Origin of the sequence: Streptomyces sp. NPDC050528 (assembly GCF_044457795.1) — a bacterium.
GTDB lineage: Bacteria > Actinomycetota > Actinomycetes > Streptomycetales > Streptomycetaceae > Streptomyces.
Genome location: NZ_JBITHH010000004.1, coordinates 297,492 through 312,587 on the forward strand (window position 1 = coordinate 297,492; position 15,096 = coordinate 312,587).

Below are 15,096 nucleotides of genomic sequence, written 5' to 3' on the forward strand. Positions count from 1 at the left end.
GCAAGCACGCGGAGCGCAAGCAAAGGTTGCGCTACCGTGCCCTCGCCATCCCGAGATTCGCTCTGCTAGCTTCCGCCTGGGTCAAATTCGGCTACGTATTTTGCCCCGGTATCCACCATGCCAATCGCGCGGAGGAGGATATTTCTGCGTTGCCACTAGAACGTTCCAGTTCATGGCTGAGTGAACGTCGGACGAAAGCGAGCCTCGTGAGAACGGCCGCGTTTCAGGACGGCAACGCTTTACGCAAGGTCAAAGGGGCGGAGTCGAGCGCGATGATGGCCATCGCCTTCTGCCGGCCACGGTGTCGAAAGGCCACCCCGCTCGGTCAGCGCGACGATGAAGTGCGCGTTGACGAAGTACACGTCGGCGAAGTGCGCGTCGATCGGCCTGGTCGGTATTGGCTTGGTGCGGATGCTGACTGGCGATGCTTACGCCGAACTCGAAGCACCGCCGACGACGTGGTGCGGGGCGCGCGTGCCTGGGCGTCAGAACCGCGGAGTGGCGGAGTGTTCGACAGCCGCTTCCTTCGCAGCCCGCCACCGCCCGATCGGCCCCGTCGAGCACTACACGCCCATCCTGCGACCCGTCCGCGCCTCGTCACCCCGACGGTTCGCCCTTGCCCGGATCCGCATCACCATCGTCTGCCTCGGCGACGACAATCCCGTACCTCGTCCCCCATCGCAGGGTTCCCTGCGACAGCCCAGCGCTGTCTGCCTCGACAACGACGTCACGTGCAGCAGAAAGGCTCCCTACTCATGCCCCGCTCCAACAGACGACTGCTCGCAACCGCCGTCGGCCTCGGTCTCCTGGCCACCGGATGCACTCTGCTTCCCACCGACAGCACCCACACCACCGGCCCTGTCGTCTTAGGGTTCATCAACGGGGGCACCACGTCGTTCCACACCTGCCTGCGGACGGCGGTCACGAAGACCACGTCGAACAACCTGGCAAAACTGCGGACCGCCGACTCGAACGGGAGCAAGTCCGCGGAACTGCGCAACGTGCGGGACATGATCGCGCACAAGGTCGACGCCATCATCCTGCTCAGTGTGGACGCCAGTGCCCTCGACGCCGACATCGCTGCGGCGCAGAAGGCGAAGATCCCCATCGCGCTGATCGCGGTGACGCCGTCGGACGACAGCAAGATCCTCGGCGCCGTCATCAGCGACCTGCCCGGGATAGGCAAGCTGGACGCCCAATGGGTCGACGACGACGCCGCCGGCAAACCGGTCGAGGCCGGTGTCGTCTCCGGTGACGGGAGTACGTCGTCCAACTTGATGGTCGACGGATTCACCAAGAACCTGGCAGCCAATGTGCGGGTGGTGGGGGACGAGCGGGGCATGTTCGACCGGGCGACGGCCAAGGCTGCCGCAGCCAAGATGATCCAGGCTCACCCCGACCTCCGGTACGCGTTCGTGGCCAACGAGGACATGGCCTTCGGCGTGCGGCAGGCGTTCGATGCGGCGGGCGCCCACAGCGTGAAGATCGTGACCGTCAACGGCACCGACCAGGGACTCGCCGCGCTCAAGGACGGCAGGTTCGCGGCGACGGTCTCCAACTCGGTCCAGGACTTGGGAGCGCTGGCGGTGACACACACCCTCGCTCTGCTGCGCGGCGAGGAGAAGGACAAGATCGAACACATCGATGCCCGTCTGGTGACCAAGTCCAACGCGGACACAGCGTCTGTGTACTGCGATACGGATGACTGATCGGCCAGGTCGAGGCGGGGCGTCCTAAGACCTGGTGGGACAGGCCGAGTTGGTGGCGGGGGAGCGATGCGGGCGGGGTACCAGGCGGGAGCCGCCTGCCTGGTACCCCACCGGGCGCGGGGGAGTTGTCGTAGCCGGCCGGTGTCAGTGTTTGTCGCCGGCGAAGGGCCTGCGGGTGACGGTGGCGCGGATGGTGGTCTGGGCGTGGCGTTCCACGGTGGGGTTGGCCGAGCCGCCGTCGGGTTCGCCCCAGACCAGCTCGACCTGCTGGCCGTAGTGCACGTCGTCGTCGATCATCACGACGGAGATCCAGCCGCGGACGTTGGCGGTGTAGCTGCACAGCGTGGAGATGCCGACGAGGCGGCCGTTGCTCTCGACGCGGTCGAACTGGGAGGCGGCGTAGAAGGCGGCGGGCATCTCGATGTGCTTGAAGCGCCGGTCGCCCTGTTCGTACTGGGAGGCGAAGACCCGGGCTACGTCGTCGCGGTGCCAGGCGAGCCATGCCTTGCGGCGGTGCTTCTCGCCCTTGCGGCGCTCCAGGGCCTCGCGGCCGATGAAGTCGTGGTCGAACTTGAGGATGTGTCCGTAGCCGAGGTCCCAGGGGGTGACGTAGTAGTCCTCGACGCGGTCGGAGTCGAAGCTGCCGCCGAGGGAGAGGTTGGCCTCGAAGGTCCTGACGCCGAGCCATTCGCGGTACGTCTTCATGCTGTCGCCCGAGTACACGGCGGGGACGGTGTTGGCGATCCAGCCGGACTCGGTGGCCACGGAGGCGTAGGCGCGGGCGCCGATCTGACGGACTCCGAAGGGTTCGCCGGCTTCAAGGATGGCGTCGCGTACGTCGTCGATGTGCTCGTAGGGGCCGAAGAACTCCAGCCCGGGGAAGCCCGACATACGGTGGTTGAGGGCGGTGACCTCGTGCTTGCCGATGTTGAACTTGCCCATGCTGAAGAAGGGGATGTCGGGCATGGGGCCGCCGTTGACCTTCTCGAAGATCGCCGCGGCGTGCGGGCCCTGGAGCTGGAGCCGGAAGAACTCGCGGCCGTTCGGGTTCTGCGCGGTGCGTTCGTCGCGGCGCAGCGTGACGTCGTAGCCGCCGGTCTCGGCGTGGAACTGGACCCAGTTGAGGGCCGGCGGGCGGCCGACGAGGCGGACGTGGTTGTCGGCGAGGCAGAAGAGGATGCAGTCGCCGATCATGTAGCCGTCGTGGTTGACCGCGATGAACTGCTTGGCCTTCATCGGGCCGAAGCCCTGGAAGGTGTTGGCGCCGACATCGGCCAACAGCCGGTAGCAGTCGGGTCCTTGGACCGTGAGGTCGGTCATGTGGTGGGACAGGTCCATCAGCGCCGCCGACGTGCGCCAACTCTCCTGCTCGTCACGCCAGTTGGTGAACTCGGCCTTGATCGGGAACGGGTAGGCACCGGAACGGCCGCTGCGCAGCAGGCCCAACGGGCCTCCGGCCGCCTGGAGTTGGTCTTCGAGATGTGCCATCGGTTTCTCCATGTCGTCGCGATGCGTAAGGGGGGCGGCGGCAAGGGCGTGTTGCCGGCCGCTGTGGCGGCGGGGCGTAGCCGTTTGCGGCGCCTGGCGTCGTGAGTGACCCGGCTCGGGGGTGTCGCGGCTGATGGGTACAGCACGAACGGGCGGGCACGCCGAAAGGAGCGGAAGCCTTCGTCGGCGGCGTGAACTGTACGGTACGTTACACTTCTGATGCGCTCAAGGGACCGGGCGCGGAATTTCTGGAGCGGATGGCCGACGGCGCCGGGCCGCAGTTCACGTTCCGGATCGCATGAGCTTCGGGCCTGCGCTTTTCCGGGGCACCTCTGCCGGTCCGGCTGGGAAGTTCCGGCGGCGCGTGATCGGCTCAGCCATTACTTCGGTCGGGGCGGCGTATTCCAGTCGTAGGAACCGAAGTTGTCGGAACTCATGGTTGTGAGCTCCTGGGCGACAGCGCGTGGCGCACGGTCATGCCGCGGAGCTCCACGACCGTACGGCGAAACCGCAACCGTGGAGTGGCCCGTCCCGTCAGACCGATTCGCGGACGACAACTCGTGCGGGCGGGGGCTCCAGACCGCTGGTGTCGAGCCCGAGGGCCAGGCGGGCGCTGAGTCGGCCGTGGGCCTCGCCGTCGACGTTGATCGTGGTGAGGGAGGGGATGACGTGTTCGCCGTAGCCGTTGTCGTCGAAGCCGATCACGGCCGTGTCGTCGGGTACGTGTCGGCCCAGGTCGCGCAGGGCGGTGAGGACGCGCAGGGCGACGTCGTCGTTGAAGCCGGCGATCGCGGTCACCTCGGGGGCGCCGGAAAGGAAGGCGCTGACGGCGGCGGCGCAGGCGGAACGGTCCTGCGGGGCGACGAAGGACACCGGAGTGGGGATGCCTAGGTTCTGCGCCGCGTGTCCGGTGAAGCGCAGGCGGGTCGCGGCGAGCGGTGACTCGGTGTCCGGCAGTGCCACGGCGATGCGGGTGTGGTTGTGGTCGACGAGGTGGCGGAGCTGGAGGGCGGTGTGGGCGGCGAGACCGTTGCGCCAGCCGCCTCCCATGTCGTCGAGTGCGTGGCCGGTGAGGTAGGTCTCGCCGAAGCGGATCACCGCGCGGGGGACGATGGCGTCGAGGACCTGCTGGGTGGACTGTTCGGTGTGGTGGCCGTGCCGGACCAGGAGGACGTGGTTGTGGGCGGCCAGTTCCGCGTCGAGGCCGTGGATGTAGCTGCGGGAGTACGCGCCTTCCATGCCCGCGTCGATGTTCAGGACGACCACGCGGGAGGTCCCCTCGCGCAGTGCTCGCGCCACGCCGTGCGGAACGTAGCCGAGCGTTCGGGCCGCCTCCTTCACCCGGTCACGCGTGGCCGCGGAGATCGTCTGGTGAGGGTCGTCGTTGAGAACGAAACTGACGGTGGCGCGAGAAACTCCGCTGGCCGCGGCCACATCGTTCAGCGTGACTCTTCTGGACGTCCCCATCACCCCTGCTCCGACGTTGTCATGCGCACCTGAGTCCCGGCGACACGGCGTTCACTCATTGTAAGGAGGCCGACGGGAGCCGGAGCACCGGCGGCCACGGGATGCCGAGTGCACCGGTTCTGCCGGATCCGAATTGCCTTGCTTCGTACGGCACTGAACCGTACGGTACGGCGCGGCGGGGGTCAGGAGCCTGAAGCGGGCCCGTATCGGGGGTTCCGCGTCTCTCCGTGTCCTCGCGTCGTCGCGCCGAGCCGTCTTACCGAGACGGGCGAGGGGTGGTGCGCCGCGGCGCCGTCGGAAGGCCGGCCGTGGCACCCCCGTCGGTCATCGTCGACGATCACCGTCGGCCGAAGGCCCGTTGACGACCGGCTCGGCTTCGCGGACGGGCTCCAGCCGGTCGGCCGCCCATCGGCTCACCGTCATCTCTGAAGCATCTCTCAAGGCAGGACATCGACCCCATGACCTCGAATCCCACGCATCACGCGCACCACAAGCACCTTGCGCATCACACGCATCACGGCCCCGTCCGTCCGTATGTCGTCATCGGCGACACGCACCTGGCCGGTCGGGTGTGCAGTGCCCTGCACGCCTCGTCCGACGTGGTGCGGCACCTCCCGCGTCCCCGTGACCCCGAACTGCGCGCGGCGCTGGCGCTGCGGCCGGCGGGCGTGGCCGTACTCCTCCATGACGACGTCGCGGCCCTGCGCTACGCGCTGGCCGTCGCGCACATCGCCCCCGACCTGCCTCTGATCGTCACGATCTTCGATCGCACGATCGCCGACGAGCTCGCCCGCCTCCTGCCGCAGTGCGACGTGACTTCGCCGGCCGACCTCGCGGCGCCGTCCCTGGCCGGCCCGTGCCTGGACCCCTCCTTCGTCGCCGCCCGCCGACGCGGAGAGCGTGTCCAGGTCGTCCGGGAGCGCGACGGTGTCCTGGAGGCGGAGGAATCTGTCCTGCCGGGGCGGTGGCGTCGCCGGTACCGCAGAAGGTGGGTCGGGTTCCAGCTGCGTTCCCACGACCCGGGCACCCGGCTGCTGGTCCTGGGCATGCTCGCGATGCTCGTCGTACTCGCCGTCGACTGGGGGTGGCTCACGGCGGCCGGTCATCGCCCGTCCGAGGCGCTGTTCGAGGCCGCCCGGGTCGTGGCCGGTGTCGGCCCGGCCGCCGCGCCGGCTGATGCCCACGGCTACCAACTCTTCGCCGTCCTCGCGATGTTGAGCACGGTCGTCTTCACCGCCTTCTTCACCGCGGGAGTGGTCGAGCGGATGCTCGGTCCGCGGCTGATCGGGCTGATCGGGCCGCGCACCCTGCCCCGCGCGGGGCACGTCATCGTGGTGGGCATGGGCCAGGTCGGCATGCGGCTCTGCGTCGAGCTGCAAGGACTGGGCATCCCCGTCGTAGGCGTCGAACGCGACCCGCGGGCCGGCACCGCACGGCTGGCACGCACGCTCGGCATTCCGGTCATGGACGGGCACGGTGGCGACCGCCATGTACTGGAACGGCTCCGCCTGGGTCACGCCCGGGCGCTGGCCGCCGTCGGCTCCGACGATCTGGACAACGTGGCCGTGGCCCTCGCCGCCCACGGCGTCGCGCCGCACATCCGCGTGGTCATGCGCGCGGGGGAGGACGACGCCATCGCCGAGACGCGCTCGCTGCTGCCCATGGGGGTGGTCCGCGACATCACCGGTCTGGCCGCCGGTTATGTGGTCGCCCGGCTGCGCGCCGAGCCGGTCGGCGACGTGGTCGCCCATCGCGACGAGATCCGGCTGCGGGACACGTCCGGGGTCTGGCGTCGTAGCGCTCTGGCCGGTCACGACCGCTGCGCCCACGTCGAGTTGTGGCGTCGGACGACCGGCGACGAAATTGAACCGCAGAGGGCTAGAACGATTTAGCGATCCGTTGTAACGTATTCGCTATATCGATTTAGCTTTTCCAGCTCGCAGGGCGGACGGCCCGCAGCGGAGGAGGTCGTTCGACCGATGATCGACATGCGATGCGCGTTCGCGCAACCACCCCCGAGAGGCCCGGCGGGACTCCCGCAGCCCGACCGATGTCTGGTGATGGGCATCCTGAACGTGACGCCCGACTCGTTCTCCGACGGCGGCCGGTACGCCGAGACCGAACGGGCCGTGGAACAAGGCCTGCGGCTCGCCGAGCAGGGCGCGGACCTGGTCGACGTGGGCGGCGAGTCCACCCGGCCGGGAGCCGAACCCGTCCCGGTGGAGGCGGAGTTGGCCCGAGTGGTACCCGTCGTGCGGGAGCTGGTGCGCGCGGAGGTGGCCGTCAGCGTGGACACCATGCACGCGGCGGTCGCCCGGGCCGCGATCGAGGCCGGCGCGTGTCTGGTCAACGACGTCAGCGGCGGGCTGGCGGATCCCGCCATGGCCGCCGTCGTCGCGGAGGCCGGAGTGCCGTACGTGGCGATGCACTGGCGAGCGCCCAGTCGTGAGATGGACCGACACGCGGTCTACGGCGATGTCGTCGGCGAGGTCACCTCCGAACTGCTGCGGCGCGTGGAGGCACTCACCGCGGCCGGAATCGATCCGCGGCGCGTCATCATTGATCCCGGAATCGGGTTCGCCAAGCACGCCCCCCACGACTGGGAGCTCCTCACGCATCTGCCCGCCCTGCGGGCCACCGGTTTCCCCGTGCTGGTGGGGGCGTCCAGGAAGCGTTTCATCGGTGCCGCGTTGAGTGACCGGGCGGGAGTGGACTCCGTGCCCGGCGACCGTGACGCGGCCAGTGCGGCGGTGTCCGCGCTGGCCGCCGCGGCCGGCGCGTTCTGCGTGCGCGTGCACGACGTCCGCTCCAGCCTGCACGCGGTGTGCATGGCCGCGGCCTGGGCGGGCGACCGTCAGGTCTCGGCGTCGGAGACCGTCGTGCGGAGCCCGTACAGAAAGGCGCCGCACGAGTCTCGCCAAGCTCCAAATGCTTCTGCTAGCTTGCGCTAGATCGTTCTAGCGATCCCCCTTTTCCTTCCCGAAGTCAGCCGATCACGAGGTGACGAGCCGCGTCACTAGATCGATCTAGTGCTTCAGGGAGATGGCTTTGAGAGGAGCCGCAATGGCAATCCCCAGTCTTCAGGACGGCATCGACAAGGCCGGTTCGCCGATCGGCCTGCTGTGGCAGCCGAACGCCGAGCCGTGGACGCCCGAGGTGGTCGAGCGGGAGTACGTCGGCTGGCGCCAGGAGCAGGCGGCCTGGCACGAGGGCGTCGCGCTGCTCAACCTCTCGCACCACATGTTCGACCTGTGGATCGAGGGCCCCGACGCCACCCGCGTGCTGGCCGAGTACGGCGCCAACAACTTCGAGAAGTTCGCGATCGGCCAGGCCAAGCAGTACGTACCGGTCACCCGGGACGGCAAGATCGTCACCGACGGCATCCTCGCCCGGCACGCCGAGAACAAGTACCTCCTCAGCGGTGTCCCCGCCGCCCAGCACTGGGTGCAGTACCACGCGGAGAAGGGCGGCTACGACGTCGGCTTCGAGACCGACGCGTCGTCCGCCTTCCGTCCCGGCGGCGGTGACCCCAAGCTGTTCCGCTACCAGATCCAGGGTCCGCTGGCGCTGGAGGTGATCGAGAAGGTCTTCGGCGGGCCGCTGCCGGAGACCAAGTTCTTCCACTCCACGCCGGTCACCCTGGACGGCCGTTCCTTCGAGGCGCTGCGCCACGGCATGGCCGGGCAGGCCGGCTACGAGTTCATCGGACCGTGGGAGCACGCGGCGTACGTGCACGAGGCGTTCCTCAAGGCCGGCGAACCACTGGGCCTCGTCCAGGTCGGCGCGCTGGCGTACACCACGCCGAGCGTGGAGAGCGGCTGGATCCCCTCGCCGGTCCCCGGCATCTACGTCGACCCCGAACTCGCGGAATACCGCGCCTGGTTGCCCCTGTTCGGCATCGAGGGGAAGCGTCCCCTCAACGGCAGCTACTTCTCGGAGGACATCGCCGACTACTACGTCTCCCCGTACGAGCTGGGCTACGGCAAGCTGATCCACTTCGGGCACGACTTCCATGGCCGGGACGCCCTGCTCAAGGCCAAGGACGAACCCCGCCGCACCAAGGTCACGCTGGTGTTCGACGCCGACGACGTGCGCCGGGTCGTCGGCGGGGGAGAGGACCCCGGTTTCGTCCTCACCTACGCCCGCCACCGCGTCGAGACCTCGGCCGGACTGGTCGGTACGACCATGCAGACCGCGTCGATCGACCCCGTCGGCACGGTTCTGGCGCAGACGCTGATCGACTCCGCGCACGCCGAGCCCGGTACCGAGGTGACCGTGGTGTGGGGTGAGCACCCGGGGCTGGGTACCGACCCCGAGGCCGACCTCGGGTTCCCGCGGATCCGCGCGACCGTGCAGGTCAGCCCCTTCGATCGGCATGCGCGTACCGAGTACCGGCGTAACGCGTAAGCGCTCCGCTGGGTGCGGGTGCGTCGTCTGCGGGTTCGTTGTGGCTGGTCGCGCTCACGCGGCGGAGCCGCATATCGATACAGCCTCGCGCCCCTAGGGGGCGCGCCCCACCCTGCCCGTTTTCCCCTTCTCCGGGGCGGGAGCCCCCTTTCCTATCGACAAGGAGCACGATGAACCCCTTCAGTACGGCCTCGGCGGCGGTGAGTACATCGTTGCTGGAGGACTTCTCCCTGGAGATGACAGGCAAGGACGTTCCGAAGCTGGAGGAGGCCCGGGACTCCATCCCGCAGGGGACCCGCATCAACGTCACCTTCCTCGGCAACGAGAACCTCGCCATGCGCCTGGAGGCGTCCCGGGCGGTGAAGCGGCTCGGTTTCGTGCCGGTGCCGCACATCTCCGCCCGGCGCCTCGGTTCGCAGGGTGAGTTCGAGGAGTTCCTCGCCGCTCTGCGGGCCGACGGCACCGCTGCCAACGTCTTCACCGTCGGCGGTGATCCCACCCACCCCGAGGGTCCCTACGAGGACTCACTCGCGCTGATCGAGACGGGACTGCTGCGGGAGTACGGCGTCCGGCACGTCAGCATCAGCGGTTATCCCGAGGGCCACCCGGACATCGCCGGGGACGTGCTGTGGTCCGCGCTGCGGGAGAAGAGCGCGTCCATCGCCGGGCAGGAACTCGACGGCAGTGTCATCACGCAGTTCGGCTTCGACGTGGATCCCGTCCTGGCCTGGCTGGAGAAGGTCCGTGCGGAGGGCATCACGCTGCCCGTCCGGATCGGCGTCCCCGGCCCGGCCGGTGTGCGGCGGCTGATGTCGTACGCCACCCGGTTCGGCGTCGGCACCAGCGCCTCCATCGCCAAGAAGTACGGCCTGTCCATCACCAACCTGATGGGCACCGCGGGCCCCGACAAGTTCCTGCGCGCGCTCGCGGACGGCTACGACCCGGCCCGCCACGGAGACATAAAGATCCACTTCTACACCTTCGGCGGGCTGCGGGCCACGTCCGAGTGGATCGCACAGTTCAGGAAGGACAACCTCGTATGACCGTCACGCAGGCCGCCCCCGACAGCACCGCCAAGAAGACCGGGGGAGCGGGGCACCAGGCGTCGCTGATCGTCCAGGGCGCCGACGCCACCGGCATCGTCGCGGCCGTGACCTCGGTCCTCGGCCGGCACGGCGCCAACATCGTCTCCCTCGACCAGTACTCCGACAATCCGCAGGGCGGTGCCTTCTTCCAGCGCACCGTCTTCGGACTCGACGGTCTGCGGGCCCAACTGCCCGCTCTGCGCGCCGACTTCGACAAGGAACTGGTGAAGCCGTACGGCCTCTCCTACACCCTGCGCGACCTGTCCGTGCCGAAGCGGGTGGCGATCTTCGCCTCCAAGTCCGACCACTGCCTGCTCGACCTGCTCTGGCGTCATCGCCAGGGTCAACTCCCCGTCAGTATCGCCATGGTGATCTCCAATCACCCCGACACGGCAGAGGAAGTGCGGTCGTTCGGCATCCCCTTCTTCCATGTGCCGTCCATGGGCGCGGACAAGTCGGCCGCCGAGGCCGAACACCTGCGGCTGCTCAAGGACAACGTCGACTTCGTCGTCCTCGCCCGCTACATGCAGATCCTCTCCGGCGACTTCATCGAGCGGGTCGGCGTGCCGATCATCAACATCCACCACTCGTTCCTGCCCGCGTTCATCGGTGCCGGCCCGTACGCCAAGGCCAAGGAACGGGGAGTGAAGCTGGTGGGCGCGACCGCCCACTACGTCACCGAGGACCTCGACGAGGGCCCGATCATCGAGCAGGACGTGGTGCGCGTCAGCCACGCCCACACCGCCGGTGACCTCACTCGGCGCGGCGCCGACGTCGAACGCGCCGTCCTCTCCCGCGCGGTGCTGTGGCACGCCGAGGACCGGGTCATCCGCAACGGCAAGCACACCATCGTCTTCGCCTGAACCACGTATCGGCCCAACATCCGTCCAGGAAGCGGTAGTTGTGCCGCGACCTCGACAAGCAGTCCTCCTCACCGGGTGAAGCGTTCACCAGCAGAAAGCGGTTCGCCATCATGACAACCACCATCGACGGCGCCCGGATCGCCCGTGACATCCGGGCCCGGGTCGCCGAACGGGTCGCCGAGGCGGCGGCCCGCGGGCGGGTGCCCGGACTGGCGACCATCCTGGTCGGCGACGACCCGGCCAGCGCCGTCTACGTCGCGGCCAAACGGCGCGCCATCCGCGAGGCCGGTATGCGCGACTTCCACCGGCACCTCTCCCGGCACGCTTCCGGGGGCGAAGTCGCCGCGGTCATCGACGAGTTGGCGGCCGACCCGGACGTCTCCGGCATCCTCCTCCAACTGCCCCTGCCCGCCCAGCTCGACGCCGCGACCCTGATCGACCGGATCCCCGCGGCCAAGGATGTCGACGGTCTGACCACGGCCAGCGCCGGCCGACTGGCGCGCGGGGAACGGGGGTTGCGCCCCTGCACCCCGAGCGGGGTCGTCGAACTCCTCGACGCGGAGGGCATCGAGATCAAGGGCGCGTGCGTCGCCGTCGTCGGCTGGGGTGAACTCGTCGGCCGCCCCCTGGCCCAGTTGCTGCTGCGGCGCGGCGCCACCGTCACGGTCGCCCACGAGTTCACCGCCGACCTCGCCGCCGTCACCCGCCCCGCCGACATCGTCGTGGTCGCCACCGGCGTACGGGGGCTCATCGGCCCCGAACACGTCAAGCCCGGCGCCACGGTCATCGACGTCGGCATCCACCGCACGCCCGACGGTCTGACCGGTGACGTCCGCGCCGCCGAACTCGACGGCATCGCCAGCCGCATCACTCCCGTACCGGGTGGGGTCGGCCCGATGACGATCGCCATGCTGATGGTCAACACCCTCCGTGCGGCCGAGTGGAACGCCGTGCCCAAGACCGTTCCCGCATAAGCGAGTTGGGCACCTCGTGCCCGGACCCGTGCCGGGCGACGGGGGCCCGCTCGGTCCGCCTCCGCGCTCGGGAAAGGTGCCGGACATGATGGAACTCCCCCCGCTGGCCCGGCTCGGCGGCCGGATCGCGACCGGGCTCGCCGACGTCACGCACGACCCCGCCGCGCTCGAATCCGCAGGCTTCTGGGCCGTCGTAGCCGACTTCGAAGGGCGTCTGACCTGCGCCCGCTTCCGCGACGTACGGACCGCCGCGCGACACCCGGCCCGTGCTGCCCGATGGGACGGGCCCGCGCCCGGACTGTGGGACACGTCGTTGGATCGCGACGCCTACAAGGCCGGCGTACGGCGGATCCGCGAGCACATCGCGCGCGGTGACGTCTACCAGGCCAACCTCTGCCGCGTGCTGTCGGCGCCCATCGCGGCCGACGCCGACATCGAGGCGCTGGCCGACCGGCTGGCCGTGCGTCACCGGGCGCCGTTCGCGGGCCTGATCAGGCTGCCGGGCAGGGGAGTTGAGGTGGCCACAGCCTCGCCCGAGCTCTTCCTGCGTCGCGAAGGGCGGGAGGTCGAGTCGGGCCCCATCAAGGGCACCGGGCGTACCGAGGCGGATCTCCTGGAGAAGGACCACGCCGAGAACGTGATGATCGTCGACCTGGTCCGCAACGACCTCGGGCGCGTGTGCGCCACCGGCAGTGTCACCGTGCCGGAACTGTGCGCGGTGGAGCGTCACCCCGGACTCGTCCACCTGGTCTCCAAGGTGAGGGGCGAGCTGCGGGACGGAGCAGGATGGCCCGAGTTGCTGGCGGCGACCTTCCCGCCGGGATCCGTCACGGGCGCCCCGAAGAAGAGCGCCCTCGACATCATCACGACCCTGGAAACCGCGCCACGCGGACCGTACTGCGGTGGCATCGGCTGGGTCGACGCCGATCGTGGCACCGGCGAACTGGCCGTAGGCATCCGCACGTTCTGGATCGACCGGGCCCGGCAGCGCCTGAACTTCGGCGCTGGAGCCGGCATCACCTGGGGCTCGGACCCCGAACGGGAGTGGCAGGAAACCGAGTTGAAGGCGGAGAGACTGCTGAGCATCGCGTCCAACGGTGTGCCGACAGGCCCGGAGCTCCGCCGACGGCTCGCTGTCCTCGACGGCGCGTGAGGACCCGGCCGCCGCGCCAACGACACACCGGGTGACGGCAGTTGAGGGGTGAGTCCCGCCCCGGCCGTGTCGTGCCGTCGTCAGCCCCAGACCAGACGTGCCGTCTCCGCGACGAGTTCCAGCTTGCGGCGCTGGTCGTCGACGGTCAGGAGATTGCCCCGGCTCGTCGAGGCGAACCCGCACTGCGGACTGAGGGCGAGTTGCTCCAGCGGCAGATACTGCGAGGCCTCGTCGATGCGCCGCCGTAGCGTGTCCACCGACTCCAGCTCCGCCACCTTGGACGACACCAGCCCGAGGACGACGGTCTTCGCGGGCGGCACGAAACGCAGCGGCTCGAAGCCGCCGGAGCGCTCCGTGTCGTACTCCAGCAGGAAGCGGTCGACCTCGACCTCGCCGAACACCCGCTCCGCGATGGGCTCGTAGCCGCCCTGGGCGGACCAGGCGCTGCGCATGTTGCCGCGGCAGAAGTGCATGGCCACGGTCATGCCGGGGCGCCGTGCGCGGGCGGCACGGATCAGGCCGTTGTCCGTGTCGATGATGTGGGAGAGATGCCCCTCCAGGTCCGTCACCCGGCGCATCCGGGCGGCCTCGGGATCGATGTTGGCCCAGTAGGCGAGTGAGTCGAGCTGGAGCCAGGAGACCCCGGTGTCGATCAGGTCGGCGATGTCCCGCCGGTAGATGTCGGCCAGCGCCGCCACCGCGTCCTGCCGGGTCGGATAGACGCCGTCCGAGATCCCCGGCCGCCAGAAACCCGCCACCATCGTCGGACTGGCCATGGTGATCTTGTACGGCCCCGGTGCGTTCCCGGACAGCCAGTGGGCCTCGGCGAGGGACAGCGGTGTCCTCCGGTACAGGGGCTCCGTGATGGCCACCGACGCGACGTCGCCTTCGAGTTCGGCGCCGTCGCTGTCGCGGATCCAGCGTGGCCGGGCCGAGGACTCCTCGGCGGGTGTCAGTCCGCCGACCGTCTCCACCACCGAGGCCATGAAGTCGTCCCGGCGCACCTCGCCGTCGGTGAAGACCTGTATCCCGGCGTCCTGTTGCAGCTTCACCGCGGCTGCCGCGGCCCGGTCCTCCAGCTCGGTGAGTTCCTTGTCGGAGAGCGCGCCGCGCCGGTGTGCGGCGCGTGCCGCCAGCAGCTCCTCGGGGCGCAGCAGGCTTCCCACATGTTCGGCTCGGATCGTCGTCGGCATCGGCCGTCCCTTCACGCCGGGCACTCGGGCAACCGTACGGTACGGTCCAGTACGCTTCGGGGGCAAGACATCTGTCGGCCACGGCGGGCTCCGTGGCGAAGGTCAGGCCGGGTCGACGGAGACGCCGTGCAGGAAGACCCGTACCGCCTCGTTGATGGACGCGCGGACCTCGGCGTCGGTCAGCTTGACCGGCGCATCCGTCAGCAGTCGCATCTGGGCGTGGCCGAGCATGGCCTGGTAGAGCTGTTCCGCTGCCCGCACCGGGTCCTCGACCTTGATCAGGCCGTCGTCGTGGGCCTGTTGGAGACAGCGCCCGAGCACCGCATGCCCCGCGTTGGGCCCGTGCTCCGCGAAGACCTCCCCGAGCCCCGGGATGCGCACGGCTTCTGAGGTGACCAGGCGGTGCAGGGCGATGGCCTCGGGCGTGAGGACGACACCGGCGAAGTGCTCACCGAGCGCGACCAGGGTTTCGGCGAGGTTCTCGGTGCCCGGCGTGAACGTGTGCAGCGGCTGCGACCACTCGTCGCACAGCGCCTCCACGGACGCGCGGAACAAGGCGCTCTTGTCGGCGAAGTAGCGGTAGAGGGTCGCCTTGGAGCCGCCCACCGCCGCCAGGACGTCCTCCATGGAGACACCGGTGTAGCCGCGCGCGATGAACAGCTCACCCGCCGCCCGCGTGATGAGTTGTCGCCGGTCCGTCGCTGTCATCCTCACAGCGGCCATGGTAGGTGCCTGCCCGCCGGTGTCGGCGAGCCGC

At 69.5% G+C, this 15,096-nt stretch carries 12 protein-coding genes; 8 read left to right on the plus strand and 4 right to left on the minus strand.

All coding sequences use genetic code 11. The features are described from left to right. Positions 1-755 precede the first annotated feature (755 nt). Complete coding sequence (locus tag ACIBK4_RS16285; RefSeq protein ID WP_398995375.1) at positions 756-1,709, plus strand: sugar ABC transporter substrate-binding protein; 954 nt, start codon at positions 756-758, stop codon at positions 1,707-1,709. 144 nt (positions 1,710-1,853) lie between these two features. On the opposite strand, the gene ACIBK4_RS16290 is transcribed toward ACIBK4_RS16285, so the two are convergent. Further along, entirely contained in the window at positions 1,854-3,197 is a 1,344-nt protein-coding gene (locus tag ACIBK4_RS16290; RefSeq protein ID WP_398995376.1) for an aminomethyl transferase family protein, read from the minus strand. 534 nt (positions 3,198-3,731) lie between these two features. Further along, positions 3,732-4,631, minus strand: a complete 900-nt coding sequence (locus ACIBK4_RS16295) for a LacI family DNA-binding transcriptional regulator (RefSeq protein ID WP_398995377.1) — start codon at positions 4,629-4,631, stop codon at positions 3,732-3,734. A gap of 491 nt (positions 4,632-5,122) precedes the next feature. On the opposite strand from ACIBK4_RS16295, the gene ACIBK4_RS16300 reads away from it, so the two are divergent. The 7 genes from ACIBK4_RS16300 (at position 5,123) to ACIBK4_RS16330 (ending at position 13,146) form a co-directional block, all read left to right on the plus strand. Then, on the plus strand, positions 5,123-6,556 hold the full coding sequence (locus tag ACIBK4_RS16300) for an NAD-binding protein (RefSeq protein WP_398995378.1): 1,434 nt from the start codon (positions 5,123-5,125) through the stop codon (positions 6,554-6,556). An 87-nt stretch (positions 6,557-6,643) separates the two neighbouring features. After that, complete coding sequence (gene folP, locus ACIBK4_RS16305; protein WP_398995379.1) at positions 6,644-7,615, plus strand: dihydropteroate synthase; 972 nt, start codon at positions 6,644-6,646, stop codon at positions 7,613-7,615. 112 nt (positions 7,616-7,727) lie between these two features. Further along, entirely contained in the window at positions 7,728-9,071 is a 1,344-nt protein-coding gene (locus tag ACIBK4_RS16310; RefSeq protein ID WP_398995380.1) for an aminomethyl transferase family protein, read from the plus strand. A 170-nt stretch (positions 9,072-9,241) separates the two neighbouring features. Beyond that, positions 9,242-10,114: a methylenetetrahydrofolate reductase gene (locus tag ACIBK4_RS16315; RefSeq protein WP_398995381.1), complete on the plus strand. Its 873-nt coding sequence runs from the start codon at positions 9,242-9,244 to the stop codon at positions 10,112-10,114. Continuing rightward, on the plus strand, positions 10,111-11,019 hold the full coding sequence (gene purU, locus ACIBK4_RS16320) for a formyltetrahydrofolate deformylase (RefSeq protein ID WP_398995382.1): 909 nt from the start codon (positions 10,111-10,113) through the stop codon (positions 11,017-11,019). Before ACIBK4_RS16315 ends, purU begins: the two co-directional genes overlap by 4 nt. A 110-nt stretch (positions 11,020-11,129) precedes the next feature. Continuing rightward, positions 11,130-11,993 carry a bifunctional 5,10-methylenetetrahydrofolate dehydrogenase/5,10-methenyltetrahydrofolate cyclohydrolase gene (locus ACIBK4_RS16325; protein ID WP_398995384.1) on the plus strand — a complete coding sequence of 288 codons (864 nt, stop codon included), beginning with the start codon at positions 11,130-11,132 and terminating at the stop codon, positions 11,991-11,993. A gap of 85 nt (positions 11,994-12,078) precedes the next feature. Further along, on the plus strand, positions 12,079-13,146 hold the full coding sequence (locus tag ACIBK4_RS16330; RefSeq protein ID WP_398995386.1) for a chorismate-binding protein: 1,068 nt from the start codon (positions 12,079-12,081) through the stop codon (positions 13,144-13,146). 80 nt (positions 13,147-13,226) lie between these two features. Here ACIBK4_RS16330 and ACIBK4_RS16335 read toward each other — a convergent pair whose 3' ends face one another. Together ACIBK4_RS16335 and ACIBK4_RS16340 are read right to left on the minus strand one after the other, a co-directional pair. Continuing rightward, a complete protein-coding gene (locus ACIBK4_RS16335) occupies positions 13,227-14,339 on the minus strand; it encodes a cobalamin-independent methionine synthase II family protein (RefSeq protein WP_398995387.1) in 1,113 nt (370 codons plus the stop codon). 102 nt (positions 14,340-14,441) lie between these two features. Beyond that, on the minus strand, positions 14,442-15,047 hold the full coding sequence (locus tag ACIBK4_RS16340; protein WP_398995389.1) for a TetR/AcrR family transcriptional regulator: 606 nt from the start codon (positions 15,045-15,047) through the stop codon (positions 14,442-14,444). Positions 15,048-15,096 lie beyond the last annotated feature (49 nt).